At 68.9% G+C, this 13,369-nt stretch carries 12 protein-coding genes; 11 read left to right on the top strand and 1 reads right to left on the bottom strand.

Annotated elements, in window-relative coordinates:
* The first annotated feature begins 81 nt into the window (after positions 1-81).
* Genes MJO54_RS17505 through MJO54_RS17470 form a run of 8 tightly spaced genes read left to right on the top strand, consistent with a single transcriptional unit; the run spans position 82 to position 9,206 of the window.
* The gene (locus MJO54_RS17505; RefSeq protein ID WP_046282926.1) at positions 82-1,773 is read left to right on the top strand and encodes a carbamoyltransferase family protein; all 1,692 of its coding nucleotides are present in this window, start codon (positions 82-84) and stop codon (positions 1,771-1,773) included.
* Positions 1,770-3,278, top strand: coding sequence for an HAD-IIIA family hydrolase (locus MJO54_RS17500; protein WP_240175246.1), 1,509 nt, complete (start codon positions 1,770-1,772; stop codon positions 3,276-3,278). Before MJO54_RS17505 ends, MJO54_RS17500 begins: the two co-directional genes overlap by 4 nt.
* A complete protein-coding gene (locus MJO54_RS17495) occupies positions 3,275-4,300 on the top strand; it encodes a glycosyltransferase family 9 protein (protein ID WP_240175245.1) in 1,026 nt (341 codons plus the stop codon). Before MJO54_RS17500 ends, MJO54_RS17495 begins: the two co-directional genes overlap by 4 nt.
* Positions 4,297-4,872 (top strand): D-sedoheptulose-7-phosphate isomerase, encoded by a 576-nt coding sequence (locus tag MJO54_RS17490; RefSeq protein ID WP_240175244.1) that lies wholly within the window; start codon positions 4,297-4,299, stop codon positions 4,870-4,872. The genes MJO54_RS17495 and MJO54_RS17490 overlap by 4 nt, the downstream gene beginning before the upstream one ends.
* Positions 4,869-6,254, top strand: a complete 1,386-nt coding sequence (locus MJO54_RS17485) for a PfkB family carbohydrate kinase (protein WP_046282930.1) — start codon at positions 4,869-4,871, stop codon at positions 6,252-6,254. The genes MJO54_RS17490 and MJO54_RS17485 overlap by 4 nt, the downstream gene beginning before the upstream one ends.
* Positions 6,255-6,274: 20 nt before the next feature.
* Positions 6,275-6,964, top strand: coding sequence for an SDR family oxidoreductase (locus tag MJO54_RS17480; RefSeq protein WP_046282931.1), 690 nt, complete (start codon positions 6,275-6,277; stop codon positions 6,962-6,964).
* The gene (locus MJO54_RS17475) at positions 6,955-7,899 is read left to right on the top strand and encodes a glycosyltransferase family 9 protein (protein WP_240175243.1); all 945 of its coding nucleotides are present in this window, start codon (positions 6,955-6,957) and stop codon (positions 7,897-7,899) included. The genes MJO54_RS17480 and MJO54_RS17475 overlap by 10 nt, the downstream gene beginning before the upstream one ends.
* Positions 7,896-9,206, top strand: coding sequence for a UDP-glucose dehydrogenase family protein (locus tag MJO54_RS17470; RefSeq protein ID WP_240175242.1), 1,311 nt, complete (start codon positions 7,896-7,898; stop codon positions 9,204-9,206). The genes MJO54_RS17475 and MJO54_RS17470 overlap by 4 nt, the downstream gene beginning before the upstream one ends.
* 77 nt (positions 9,207-9,283) lie before the next feature.
* On the opposite strand, the gene MJO54_RS17465 is transcribed toward MJO54_RS17470, so the two are convergent.
* The gene (locus tag MJO54_RS17465; protein WP_240175241.1) at positions 9,284-9,520 is read right to left on the bottom strand and encodes a hypothetical protein; all 237 of its coding nucleotides are present in this window, start codon (positions 9,518-9,520) and stop codon (positions 9,284-9,286) included.
* 331 nt (positions 9,521-9,851) lie between these two features.
* Here MJO54_RS17465 and MJO54_RS17460 point away from each other — a divergent pair, with 331 nt between their 5' ends.
* Genes MJO54_RS17460 through MJO54_RS17450 form a run of 3 tightly spaced genes read left to right on the top strand, consistent with a single transcriptional unit; the run spans position 9,852 to position 13,364 of the window.
* Complete coding sequence (locus MJO54_RS17460) at positions 9,852-10,814, top strand: TIGR03557 family F420-dependent LLM class oxidoreductase (RefSeq protein WP_240175240.1); 963 nt, start codon at positions 9,852-9,854, stop codon at positions 10,812-10,814.
* Positions 10,814-11,497 (top strand): UdgX family uracil-DNA binding protein, encoded by a 684-nt coding sequence (locus tag MJO54_RS17455; protein WP_064890807.1) that lies wholly within the window; start codon positions 10,814-10,816, stop codon positions 11,495-11,497. Before MJO54_RS17460 ends, MJO54_RS17455 begins: the two co-directional genes overlap by 1 nt.
* Positions 11,498-11,543: 46 nt before the next feature.
* Complete coding sequence (locus MJO54_RS17450) at positions 11,544-13,364, top strand: thiamine pyrophosphate-requiring protein (protein WP_064890805.1); 1,821 nt, start codon at positions 11,544-11,546, stop codon at positions 13,362-13,364.
* Positions 13,365-13,369: the final 5 nt, after the last annotated feature.

Below are 13,369 nucleotides of genomic sequence, written 5' to 3'. Positions count from 1 at the left end.
TCCATCTTCCGTTTAGCGGCGGTTTTGGTGGGTATCTCCACTGCCAGATCGAAGCGGTTCGCACGGTCGGGGGGAGGTCGGGTGCGAGTCCTTGGCATCAACGCGGTCTTTCACGACCCCGCAGCCGCCCTTGTCATCGACGGCCGAATTGTCGCGGCCGCAGAGGAGGAGCGATTCAGCCGGCGCAAACACGGCAAGCAGGCGGTGGCGTTCTCCACCTGGGAACTGCCGATCCAGGCCGCCCGGTGGTGTTTGGCGCAGGGCGGCATCGGGCCCGCCGACCTCGATGCGGTGGGCTACTCCTACGACCCCGCGCTAGCCGGTGGTTCAGCGAGGCTCGACGTAGGAGAGGCGAAGCTGGGACCGCCGCATGAACACAGCAGCGATGTGATCGAGGGCCAGGACCGGGACTGGGAGTATCTGCGGACCCTGTACGCCCGCCGAGCTCCACTGTTTCTGGCCGCCGCGCTGCCTGGCCTGGACCCGGGCGTGGTGCGCCATGTGCGGCACCACGTCGCGCACGCGGCATCGGCGGGGCTGGCCTCTCCGTTCGACGACAGCGCCGTCCTGGTCGTGGACGGTCGCGGCGAGGCCACCTCGATGCTGGCCGGTGAGTACCGGGACCAGAAGCTGGATGTCCTTGCTTCCCAAGCATTACCGCACTCGCTGGGCCTGTTGTACGAGGAACTCACCGAACACCTCGGTTTCACCCGGTCGGGCGACGAATACAAGGTGATGGCGATGGCCTCCTACGGCAAGCCGGTCTACGCCGAGCGACTGCGCGAGCTGGTATACGCCTGCCCGGACGGCACGTTTCGCACGTCGGGCGTCGACTGGTGCGCCTTCACGCGGCCGCGCGGCCGTGGTGAGCAGGTGCTGAATCCGGCGCACGCGGACCTGGCGTGCAGCGTGCAGACGGTGCTCGAAGAGGTGCTGGCCGACACGGTGGCCTGGCTGGCGCGCCACACCAAATCTGACAACCTGTGCCTGGCAGGGGGAGTGGCGCTCAACTGCGTGGCCAACACCGCCCTGTTCGACCGGGGCGATTTCTCGGCGATCTGGGTTCAGCCCGCCGCCGGAGATTCCGGTACTGCCTTGGGTGCGGCGCTGGCCGTGGCAGCCGAACACGGCGAGACGATCTCGCCGATGGCGTCGGCGTCGTTGGGCCGATCTTTCACCGACGACGAGATCGCCGCCGAGCTCGCCGAAGCCGACATCCGCTACGAACGCCCCGACGACATCGCCGTTGCGGTCGCCGAGATCCTGGGCGGCGACGGTGTCGTCGGCTGGTTCCAGGGGCGTTCGGAATTCGGCCCCCGCGCCCTGGGGAACCGATCACTGCTGGCCGACCCGCGCCAGGCGGACAACCTCGAGCGGCTCAACCGGGTCAAGGGCCGCGAACAGTTCCGTCCGGTCGCGCCCATGGTGCTTGCCGAACGTGCCGGGGAGATCTTCACCCGCGGCCCGCTGCCGAGCCCCTACATGCTGTTCGTGCACGACGTCACCGACATGTGGCGCGACCGAATCCCGGCCGCCACCCACGTCGACGGCACCGCCCGCATCCAGACGGTTGGCGCTGATGATCCGCTGCTGCACCGGATGATCAGCGTGTTCGCCGAGCGCACCGGGGTGCCGGTGGTCGTCAACACCAGCTTCAACACCGCTGGACGACCGATGGTGGACAGCCCGCGCGACGCGCTGGAGTGCTTTGGCAGCGCCCCGATCGACGCCCTGGCCCTGGGGCCCTTCCTGATTCGGAGGCATGCCCAATGACCCCCACCTATGCGCTGGTGATCCCGACGATCGGACGCCCGTCACTGAATCGACTGCTGGAGGCGCTGGGCGAGGGCGATCGGCTGCCGGCCGGTGAGGTGATCATCGTCGATGATCGGCCGGGCCGGCCTGCGCCGCTGTGGCCGGCGACCGGTTTTCTGTCGGTCACCGTGTTGCGCTCCGGCGGGCGCGGCCCGGCCGCCGCGCGCAACCTCGGCTGGCGCGCCGCGCGGGCGGACTGGATCTGCTTTCTGGACGACGACGTGGTCGCTGGCCAGAACTGGTGTGCGCGTTTGGAAGCAGACCTGTCCGGTGCCGGCCCGGACGTGGTGGGATCACAGGCCAAGATCGTGGTGCCGGAGCCGACGGACCGCCGGCCGCTCGACGACGAACGGCGCACGCTGCGGCTTGCCGATGCCCGGTGGATCACCGCCGACATGGCCTACCGTCGTGATGCGCTGGTGGCCTGTGGCGGCTTCGATGAACGTTTCCCGCGTGCGTATCGCGAGGATGCCGACCTTGCGCTGCGCCTGACCCGAGCCGGTGGCCGTATCGCCTTCGGTTCCCGTGAGTCGGTGCATCCGATCCCGGGCAGGACGCCGGCGCAGAGCACTGTCATGAGCAGTGTGGCCGCCCAGCGCGGCAACCGCGACGACGCGCTGATGCGCCGTAAGCACGGCCGCGGGTGGCGCAAGGCTATCGGCGAGGGGCGCGGACGACTGCCGCTGCACCTGGTGATCTGCGGCGCCGGACTGCTGGGCGTGCTGGGCATGATCATCCGCAGGCGTCAGTTGCTGAGCTTGGGATGGCTGAGCTGGCTCGGGCTGACCGCCGAATTCGCGTTGCGCCGCATCGCCGCCGGGCCGAGGAGCCGCCGCGAGGTCGCCGCGATGGTGATTTCCAGTGCGCTCATCCCGCCGGTCGCGGTGGCGCAGCGCATCCGGGGCGCACTGCGCTTCCGCAAGGCGCTGGCCGAACCACCGCTGGCGGTGCTGCTGGACCGCGACGACACCTTGATTCACGACGGTCCCTATCTGGCCGACCCGGACCGCGTGCGGCCACTGCCGCACGCCCGCCGAGCGGTGCGGCGGCTGCGTCGACATGGCTTGCGCCTCGCGGTCGTCAGCAATCAATCCGGAGTGGCGAAAGGTCTGATCAGCCCAGAACAGCTGGCGGCGGTCAATTCCCGGGTCGAAGAACTGCTCGGGCCGTTCGACAGCTGGCAGGTCTGTCCGCACGACGACGGCGACGGCTGCGCGTGCCGCAAACCGGCACCGGGGCTGGTTTCGGCGGCGGCCGACGCACTCGATGTGCACCCGGGCCGTTGCGTGATGATCGGCGACACCGGTGGTGACATGGCCGCCGCTCGGGCCGCCGACGCCGACGCGATATTGGTGCCCACCCGACGCACTCGCCGCGCCGAGATCGCCGACGCCTATGCCAACGCCGCCGTGGCCCGGTCCCTGAACGCAGCGGTGACGTTGGTACTCAAGGGTATTCGATGAGCACCGCGGTGGTGGCGCGGCTCGACAGCCTCGGTGACGTGTTGATCACCGGCCCCGCCGTTCGGGCTGTCTCCGCAGCGCACGACCGCGTGGTGTTTCTGGCCGGCCCGCGCGGCAGTGCGGCCGCCGAGCTGCTGCCCGGGGTGGACCGCGTGGTGCGATGGAGCGCCGGTTGGGTGGATTTCGACGCGGGACCGGTCACAGCCGAGGCGGTGTCCGAATTGATCGGCGTGCTGGCAGCCGAACGGGCCGAGGCGCTGCTGATCTTCACCTCGTTTCACCAGTCCCCGTTGCCGTTGGCGCTGATCGGCCGGATGGCGGGCGTGGGCTGGATCGGGGCGATCTGCACCGACTATCCCGGCCGTCTGCTGGACCTGCGTCACCCCGACCCCGGCGACGTGCCAGAGCCGCTTCGGGCACTGTCGCTGGCGCAAGCCGCCGGCTGGCAGCTGCCCTCCGGCGACGAGGGGCGGCTGCGGGTCAAGCCGCTGCCGGGGCCCGCCGGGCCGCTGCGAGCGGCGCTGCGCGGCGGCGACTACGTGGCATTTCACCCTGGAGCCGCGGTACCGGCCCGGCGGCCCTCGGCTGCCAAATCGGCAGAGCTGGTGTACGCGTTGGCGCGGGCCGGTCATCACGTCGTGGTCACCGGCACCGCCGCCGATCGGGAACTCACCTCGCGGGTCTCCGGTGGCGCCGCAACCGATTTGGGCGGTCGTACCACGTTGGCCGAACTCGGCGCGGTGTTCGCCGGTGCCCGGGCGGTGGTGGCTCCCAACACCGGGCCCGCGCACCTGGCTGCGGCGGTCGGCGCGCCGGTGGTCTCGCTGTTCGCGCCGGTGGTACCGGCCGGTCGGTGGAGTCCCTATGGCGTTCCGGTGGTGCTGTGCGGCGATCAGACGGCGCCCTGCCGCGGCAGCCGGGCGCGAACCTGCCCCGTTGCCGGCCATCCCTGTCTCGACGGCATCGCCGCCGACGACGTGGTGGCGGCCGTGGCCCAAATCGAAAGTCGAGGTGCGGCATGATCGCACGGCATATGGCAGAGCTGCAGCGAGCGATCGTCCGGGTGCGACCGGCGGCCGTCCAGCTGTCGGAGTGGGGGGCACGGCTCGCCGAGGTGTTGGCCGGCGGTGGACGATTGCTGGCCTGCGGCAACGGCGGCAGTGCCGCTGAAGCCCAGCACCTGACCGCCGAACTTGTCGGCCGTTTCCATCACGAACGAGAGCCGCTGTCGGCCATCGCATTACACGCCGACACTTCCGCCGGCACGGCGATCGTCAACGACTACGGCGCCGAGGAGATGTTCGCCCGAGGAGTACGTGCCCACGGGCGGCGCGGAGACGTGTTGGTCTCGCTGTCTACCAGTGGCACGAGCCGCAACGTGCTGGCGGCGGTCAAGGCGGCGCAGGAGATCGGCGTGACGACGTGGTCGTTGACCGGGCCGGCGCCCAACCCGCTGCTGACGATGAGCGACGACGGCATCGGCGTAGAGGCCGACTCGACGGCCACCGTGCAGGAAGTGCATCTGCTGCTGCTGCACAGCCTGTGCATGGCCGTCGATGCGGTCCTGCTCGGCGCGGAGCGGACACGTACATGAAACCTCTTGTGGTGGTGGGTGACACGATGCTCGACATTGACGTCGACGGCATGGCCAGCCGGCTGTCCCCGGAGGCGCCGGTTCCGGTGGTCGATCCAGAGCGGATCTGGCAGCGGCCCGGGGGAGCCGGACTGGCGGCGGTGCTGGCTGCCCGCGAGTATCCCGACGTCGTTCTCGTTACCGCGACCACTGACGACGCCACCGGCCGCAGCCTGGCGCGGATCTTCGCCGAGGACTACCCGGGTATTCGGGTGATCGGGCTGCCGTTGTGCGGCGGCACGCTCAGCAAGATCCGGATCCGAGCCGGCGGACAGTCGGTGGTGCGCGTCGATCACGGCGACGGCTACGCGGCCGACAAGCGCTTACCGGCCGAGATCGTGGAGCTGCTCGGTGAGGCGGCCGCGGTCTGCGTCGCCGATTACGGTCACGGAGTCGCCGGCCACGAGGAACTGCGTTCGGCGCTGACGGCCGCGGCAGGGCGTACGCCCGTGGTCTGGGATCCGCACCCGCGAGGCTCGGTGCCGATCCCGCGGTGCTCACTGGTCACACCGAACGACGGCGAGGCGAAGACCTTTGCGCCGTCCTGTGGCGGCGGGCAGCGGGCCGACGCACTGCGGCGGGAGTGGAACGCCGACGCGGTCAGCATCACCTTGGGTGCCGGCGGTGCGATGTTCGCCGACGCCGGGCACGTCGCACAGCACATCCGCTCGACAGCCCCAACCGGTGGCCACAGCGATACCTGCGGTGCCGGCGACCGTTTCGCGGTGGCCGCCGCACTTACGCTGGCTGACGGCGCCGATGCGCTGGCGGCGGCGACCGCGGCGGTGGCCGCGGCGTCTCGCTTCGTGGTGGCCGGGGGTGCGGCAGGAGTCTCCAGCGCCATGCCGATCCCCGGCGGGATCGACCTGATGACGCCGGGCGGGGCGGTGACCGGGATGGCAGCGGTGAGCGCGCTGGCCCAGCGGGTCCGTCACCGCGGCGGGACGCTGGTGGCGACCGGCGGATGCTTCGATCTGCTGCACACCGGACACGTGCGGCTGCTTCGGCGAGCGCGCGATCTAGGTGATGCGTTGGTGGTGTTGATCAACTCCGACGATTCGGTGCGGGCGCTCAAGGGCGCCGGACGCCCAGTGGTGGCCGCCGAGGACCGTGCCCGGGTGCTGGCCGCTTTGGCCTGCGTGGACGGCGTGGCGATCTTTCATGAGACCTCGCCGACCGCGGTGCTGGAGCGACTGCGCCCCGACATCTGGGTCAAAGGCGGTGACTACCGCGGAGCGGAACTGCCCGAGGCGGACACCGTGCGGCGCAACGGCGGTCAGGTGATGGTGCTGCCCACCATCCCGGGCTACTCGTCATCGAAGTTGATCGCAGCCGTGCGCTAGCGAGGAGAAGGAGCGCGCTGATGAACGATGTGGGCAATATTCTGATCGCCGGCGGTGCCTCGGGCCTGGGCGCCGCCACAGTGCGAGCGGTTCAGCGTGCCGGCGGAACACCGCTGGTGATCGACATCGCTGAACCGGCAGTAGATGTCGTCTACCGCAGGGCTGACCTCGCCGACACCGCCGCGGTTCACGATGCCGTGGCTGAGCTGGCCGGCACCGTCGACCAGCCGCTGCGCGGGGTGTTCACCCCCGCGGGCATCGACAGCTGCGGGCGACTGGATCGGGTTCCGGCCAAAGACTGGGAAAGGGTGTTGCATGTCAACCTGCTGGGCACGGCCGCGGTCATCCGGGCTGCGCTGCCCTATCTCGACGCCGCGGATGCCCGCATAGTCACTTGCGCGTCGACGCTCGGGATCAAGGCGGTCAGCGACGCCACCGCCTACTGCGCCTCGAAATTCGGGGTGGTCGGCTTCACCCGGGCGCTGGCTGCCGAGCTTGCCGGTGAAGTCGGTGTGACTCTGCTGATCCCCGGCGGGATGACCACTCCGTTCTTCGACGGCCGTGCCGCGCAGTACAAGCCGCCGCCGGACGCCAAGCTCAACGACCCCGACCGGGTGGCCGAAGCGGTGTTGTTCGCGCTGCGCCAGCCGCCTGGCTGCGAAATCCGGGAAATGGTGGTGTGTTCCAGCGAGGAATCATCATGGCCGTGACCGGCGACACCAGCGTCCTGGTGCTGCGTGCGCTGGGGCTGGGGGACCTGCTGACCGGGGTGCCGGCGCTGCGGGGGCTGCGGCGGGCTTATCCGTCGGCTCGGATCGTGCTGGCCACTCCCGCGGTATTGGAGCCGTTGGCGTTGTGGTGCACCGGCGTGGACGAAGTGGCGCCGACCGCCAGGCTAGGGGAGCTGTGCTGGGCCGGGCCGGTGCCGGACGTGGCGGTCAATCTGCACGGGCGTGGCCCGGAGAGCATTGCCGATCTGATGTCTACTGGGGCGAAAATGATTATCAGCCACAGTAATTGCGATACGCCGGATGTGATCGGGCCACTCTGGCGCGATGACGTCCATGACGTGGACCGGTGGTGTGCGCTACTCGAATCAGCGGGAATCAGCTGCCGTGGAGAAGAACTCGGAATCGACCGGCCACCGGGGTACCCGCGACGGGATGGCGTCGTGGTGATTCATCCCGGCGCTGCCTCGGCGGCGCGGCGCTGGCCCCCAGACAGGTTCGCCGCCGTCGCGGCAGCGCTCACGCGGGCCGGCTATCGAGTGGTGGTCACCGGGTCCGCCGCGGAGCGATCGCTGACCGAGATCGTCGCCGCCTATGCCGGCTTGAGGTCGACATCGGTGCTGGCCGGTGAACTGGACCTGCTCGGAATGGTCGCGCTGATCAGCGATGCCAGGCTGCTGGTGTGTGGAGACACTGGCGTCGGACACATCGCCACCGCCACCGGCACTCCGTCGGTACTGCTGTTCGGTCCGACGCCGCCGGCGCAGTGGGGACCGCGCGGCACCGGCCGGCACATCGCCCTGTGGACCGGCGACCGCGGCGACCCGCACGCCGACCGGCCGGACCCGGGCCTGATGCTGATCACGGTGGCACGGGTGATCGCCGCGGCTCGAGAGTTGTTGGCGGAGTGCGCGTGAGCGCCCCTGGTGTGACCGTCGGTGTCGTCGGCGCAGGCTATGTCGGCTTGACCAGCGCGGTGTGTCTGGCCGCCAAGGGCGTCGACACGGTCTGCATCGACACCGATCGGTGCCGCGTCGCCGAACTGCGCAGGGGCTACGCGGCGATCGACGAGCCCGATGTCGACGACCTGCTGCGTGCCGGCCTGGAAGATGGAACCCTGCGTGTCACCGACGACTACGGCATGCTGGCCGACCGCGAGATCGTCTTTGTGTGCGTGCCGACGCCGACGGGCGTCGACGGCAGCGCGGACCTGTGTGCCGTCGAACGCGCCGTGGCCCGGCTGGCCGACACGCTGTCGCCGGGGTCTGCGGTGGCGGTGAAATCCACTGTCCCGGCAGGTACCTGTCGCCGGATCGGCGAGACGCTGGCCGCCCGGGGCATCCACATCGTGGCCAATCCCGAGTTTCTGCGTGAGGGTTTCGCTGTCGAGGATTTCCAGCATCCCGATCGGGTGGTGATCGGTGTGGACGCCGAGCAGGCTGCCGCAGGCGATCGAGTGGCCGGGCTCTACGACGGCCAGTGCGGCGGCACCATCTTGCGAATGAGCCTGGAGAGCGCGGAGCTGGCTAAGTACGCCAGCAACTCCTTTCTGGCGGTCAAGCTGTCGTTCGTCAATTCGCTGGCCCAGCTCTCCAGCAGGGTCGGAGCCGACATCACCGACATCGCTCGATGTATGGGTGCTGACCCGCGGATCGGCCCGCACTTTCTGCGGCCGGGGCCAGGCTGGGGCGGTTCGTGCTTACCGAAGGACAGCGCGGCGCTGGTCTGCACCGGCCGGGCGCAGGGCGTCGAGCTGCGCGAGATCGCATCGGCCCGACGCACCAACGCCGCGCAGATATACCGGATCGTCTCGCTGCTGAAGCGGCAGTCGGGTCGGCCGCTGCCCGAGTTGAAAGTGGCGGTGCTGGGGTTGACGTTCAAAGCCGGCACCAGCGACATCCGTGACTCGCCGGCAATTGAGGTGTGTGCCGAGCTGCTGCGGGTCGGTGCGCAGGTCACCGCCTATGACCCGCGGCTGGCGGCGATCACGGCGGAGAGGCTGCCGACTGCGGTCGCCGACGACCCGTACGTCGCAGCCAAGGACGCCGACGCGATCGTGGTGCTGACCGAGTGGCCGGACTTCGCGGAGTTGGATTGGCGAGCCGTGGCCCGGTGCGCGGCCGGCGAAGCGGTGGTCGTCGACACCCGCAACATCGTGGACCGCCGCGCCGTCAGCGACGCCGGGATGGCGTGCGTGGGCAACGGAACGCCGGGCGGGTACTGAATGCGGGAAGTTCGTCCACAATGTTTACGCCCAGGCCGCCGGGGTAAACGTCCTCAGCACGCGCCACCGACGACGCGTCAGCGATAGACCGACCAGGAGGACATCATGGGCGTGCGGGGAGTAACGGGCAAGACGCTAGGTTCGATGGCAGCGATCGCAGCTGCGGCGGGGGCAGCGGTCGTGGTGGTGGCGGGGCCGGGTTCGGCTGGTCCGGCGAATGCGGATCCGGACTTGGACTCGGCCGCCACGACCACGTCGGGCACGTCGACGTCTTCCACCACGAGCTCGGCGACCACCACGATCTCGGGAACCACATCTGCCAGTGCCCCGGCAACCGGGAACTGAACAGCATCGCCCTTGCGGGTCAGGCTTGCAATCGTTGCCGCAGCAGCGACTTGCCCTCCTCGGCGCCCTTGCGGCTCGCAGTCTGGGCGCGCCGAAACAACTCGGCCAGCTCGCGGTCGCCGGTGCGATCCGCATCGGAGATGTAGAGGTCGGGCGCCGGTCACGTGTCCCGGTTTCTACCGTCCGGGGAACAGTCATGGCGTCTCCTAGTTCAGCTTGCGGCGATTCACCGGTCGGCTACCCAACAGTCCAAACCGCTAACCACGATTAGCCACCGCCACCGCGGGTATCTCATGACTCATGACGACCCTGGGTTATGCGTTGTCCTGCGAGGAGTTCCAACCGGGCGAGCTGGTTCGCCAAGCGGTCCGGGCACAGCAGGCGGGCTTCGAGGCACTGTGGATCTCCGATCACTTTCACCCGTGGAACGATCGGCAGGGCAACAGCCCGTTTGTGTGGTCGGTCATCGGTGCGCTGTCGCAGGCCTGCGAACTGCCGATCACCACCGCGGTCACCTGCCCCATCGTGCGCACCCATCCGGCGGTCATCGCCCAAGCGGCCGCGACCAGTGCCGCGCTACTCGGGGGCCGCTTCACGTTGGGAGTCGGTACCGGAGAGGCGCTGAACGAACACATCACCGGCCGACGCTGGCCCACGGCAGCAATCCGGCGCGGCATGCTCGACGAGGCGGTCGCGGTGATCCGTGAACTGTTCACCGGCGCACTGGTAAACCACCACGGGCGCTACTACACGGTGGAGAACGCCCGGCTCTATACCCTGCCGCCGCAGCCGACCCCCATCTATGTCTCGGGATACGGTCCTCACTCGGCGCGACTGGCGGGCCGGATCGGCGACGGCTACCAGTGCAGCATGCCGGCGGCAGAGCTGGTGTCGGAGTTCCATCACGCCGGCGGCATCGGCAAGCCCGCCCAAGCGGGGTTCAAAGTGTGTTACGGGCCGTCGAAAGAGGATGCGGTGCGTACCGCGCACGCTACGTGGCCCATTGAGCAGCTACCCGGCGAGCTGGGCCAGAACCTCTCCACGCCGGTGCATTTCGAGCAGGCATCGAGTTTGGTGAGCCCCGAGGCCGTGGAACGATCAGTGCCTGCTGGGCCGGACGCCAGGCCGTATCTGGACCGGATCCACGAGTTCGCCGACGCCGGCTTCGACGAGGTATACGTTCAGCAGATCGGAGCAGACCAGGAGAGCTTCTTTGCTTTCTGGGAGTCCGAGATTGCGCCCGAGCTGGCGGCGTCGACGTAATGGTAGCGACGAAAGAGCCAGGGGCGCAGCGCTATCTGCCGGAACGACGGACGCTGGGCGCGCTGCGTGAGGCGGCTGCGCAGTGCCGAGGTTGCACGCTGTACCGCGATGCGACGCAGACCGTGTTCGGCGAGGGGCGCCGGGGCGCGCCACTGATGCTGGTCGGTGAGCAACCCGGCGATCACGAGGATCTCGAGGGCCACCCGTTTGTCGGCCCGGCCGGGCGGTTGTTGGACCGTGCGGTGCGTGACGCCGGCATAGATCCGGCGCTGACGTACGTGACCAACGCGGTCAAACATTTCAAGTTCACCCGCCGCGAGGGCAAACGCCGGATCCACCAGAAGCCGGGCCGCACCGAGGTGGTGGCGTGCCGGCCGTGGTTGATCGCCGAGATCGACTCGGTGCGGCCGGAAGTGGTGATCTGCCTGGGTGCCACGGCTGCACAGTCGCTGCTCGGGCCCTCGTTTCGTATCTCCACCGGGCGCGGTGAGCTGCTGTGCCTGCCTGGCCTGGCCGGGTCCAACGGCCGGCCGAGGGTCCTGGCCACGGTTCATCCCTCGGCGGTGCTGCGGGACCGCAGCGAGCAGCATGCGCAGGCCTACGACGCATTCGTCGACGACCTGCGGATAGCCCACAACGCTGTGACCGGTGGTACCGCACCGCTGGTGCACCCAGCCGTTTGACAAAGCCGGTGGCGGGTAACCGTGTGCGTGTTGAAGGGAGCAGACAATGCCGAAAACCGCGGACTTCATCCTCGACAGGCTCCGACAGTGGGGGGTGCACCGGATCTTCGGCTACCCCGGTGACGGCATTCTGTCGATGGTCGGCGCCTTGGACCGGGCCGGTGGGGACCCGGAACTCATCCAGCCGCGCCACGAGGAGATGGCGGCGTTCATGGCCACCGGCCACGCCAAATTCACCGGCGAGCTCGGGTGTTGCCTGGCCACATCCGGCGGGGGGGCGATCCACCTGCTCAACGGGCTCTACGATGCCAAGCTTGACCACCAGCCGGTGGTCGCGATCATCGGTCAGCAGAAGCGGATGTCGCTGGGCGCGGCCTTCCAGCAGGAGATCGACCCGAACTCGCTGTACAAGGACGTCTCTTCGGACTTCGTTCAGACCTGCATGGCGCCGGTCCAGGCTCGCCACCTGGTGGACCGGGCCTGCAAGGTGGCGCTGACCAATCGGACCGTGGCGACCATCATCCTGCCCGAGGACGTCGCCGAGGAAGAGGCGGTCCCGTCGCCACCACGCCAGCATGGGGCCGTCTTCAGCAGTGTCGGGTGGACCAAACCGCGGATGATCCCGCCGCAGAGCGAGCTGCGCAAAGCCGCCGAGATCCTCAACGAGGGCGAGAAGGTGGCGATCCTGGTGGGCGCAGGAGCCGCGGACGCCGCCGATGAAGTGGTGGAGGCCGCCGACCTGCTCGGCGCCGGTGTTGCCAAGACATCGTTGGGACGCGCCGCGCTGCCCGACGAACTGCCGTATGTGACCGGGCCGATCGGACTACTGGGTTCCACGGCCAGCGAGGCCATGATGTCGGGTGCCGACACCTTGCTCATGATCGGGACCAGCTTCCCCTACGCCGAGTGGCTGCCCAAAGAAGGACAAGCCCGTGGGGTGGAGATCAACCACGACGGCCGGATGATCGGGGTGCGCTACCCGGTCCAGGCCAATCTGATCGGCGACTCCAAAGACACTCTGGCCGAGCTGATTCCGCTGTTGAACCGCAAGAAGGACCGGTCTTGGCGGCGCAAGATCGAAAGCGAAGTGGAGACCTGGTGGCGGGTACTCGACGACCGGGCCCACGACAAGGCCAGCCCGCTCAATCCCGAGCTGGTGGTCCACGAGCTCTCCAAGCGCCTGCCCGACAACGCGGTCGTCACCACTGACGCGGGGTCGGTCGCCAATTGGTGGGCGCGGCACCTGCGGCTGCGGCGCGGCATGGCGGCCTCACTGGCCGGGAACCTCGCGACCATGGGGCCCGGCACCCCCTATGCGATCAGCGCCAAGCTCGCTCACCCGGACCGACCGGTGATCGCCGTCGTCGGCGATGGCGTCTTCCAGATGAATGGGATGGCCGAGATGATCACTGTGAAGCGCTATCTGGACCGGCTGTCTGATGGGCCGCTGATCTTCTGCGTATTCAACAACCAGGACCTCAACCAGGTGACCTGGGAGCAGCGGGCCATGGGCGGCGAGCCCAAGTTCGAAGACTCGCAGATGATCCCGGACGTGCCGTACGCCGAATTCGCCAAACTTCTCGGCTTGACCGGAATTCGCTGTGACAGCCCGGACACGATCGGCCAGGCCTGGGACCAGGCGTTGTCCGCGCCCGGTCCGGTGGTGCTCGAAGTCGTGGTGGACCCCGACATCCCGCCGGTGCCACCGCATATCGAGAAGATGATCGCCAAGAACACCGCCAAAGCGATCATCAAGGACCCGGATCGCGTGAGCGTCGTCACCAAGGGCGCCAAGCAGAAGATGCACGAGTTCACCGAGTCGGCCAAGCAGTCGGTGCGCGACATCCGCAGCAAGAACGGCGGGTAATCCCC

The organism is Mycolicibacter virginiensis, from assembly GCF_022374935.2.
GTDB lineage: Bacteria > Actinomycetota > Actinomycetes > Mycobacteriales > Mycobacteriaceae > Mycobacterium > Mycobacterium virginiense.
This window is presented reverse-complemented; position numbering and strand designations above follow the sequence as displayed.

What these genes read in the sequence shown, in the direction of transcription:
- MJO54_RS17485 (WP_046282930.1), top strand. Translation starts at nt 4,869, where the DNA reads ATGAAACCTCTTGTGGTGGTGGGTGACACGATGCTCGACATTGACGTC.
- MJO54_RS17500 (WP_240175246.1), top strand. Translation starts at nt 1,770, where the DNA reads ATGACCCCCACCTATGCGCTGGTGATCCCGACGATCGGACGCCCGTCA.
- MJO54_RS17495 (WP_240175245.1), top strand. Translation starts at nt 3,275, where the DNA reads ATGAGCACCGCGGTGGTGGCGCGGCTCGACAGCCTCGGTGACGTGTTG.
- MJO54_RS17475 (WP_240175243.1), top strand. Translation starts at nt 6,955, where the DNA reads ATGGCCGTGACCGGCGACACCAGCGTCCTGGTGCTGCGTGCGCTGGGG.
- MJO54_RS17460 (WP_240175240.1), top strand. Translation starts at nt 9,852, where the DNA reads ATGACGACCCTGGGTTATGCGTTGTCCTGCGAGGAGTTCCAACCGGGC.
- MJO54_RS17490 (WP_240175244.1), top strand. Translation starts at nt 4,297, where the DNA reads ATGATCGCACGGCATATGGCAGAGCTGCAGCGAGCGATCGTCCGGGTG.
- MJO54_RS17455 (WP_064890807.1), top strand. Translation starts at nt 10,814, where the DNA reads ATGGTAGCGACGAAAGAGCCAGGGGCGCAGCGCTATCTGCCGGAACGA.
- MJO54_RS17450 (WP_064890805.1), top strand. Translation starts at nt 11,544, where the DNA reads ATGCCGAAAACCGCGGACTTCATCCTCGACAGGCTCCGACAGTGGGGG.
- MJO54_RS17480 (WP_046282931.1), top strand. Translation starts at nt 6,275, where the DNA reads ATGAACGATGTGGGCAATATTCTGATCGCCGGCGGTGCCTCGGGCCTG.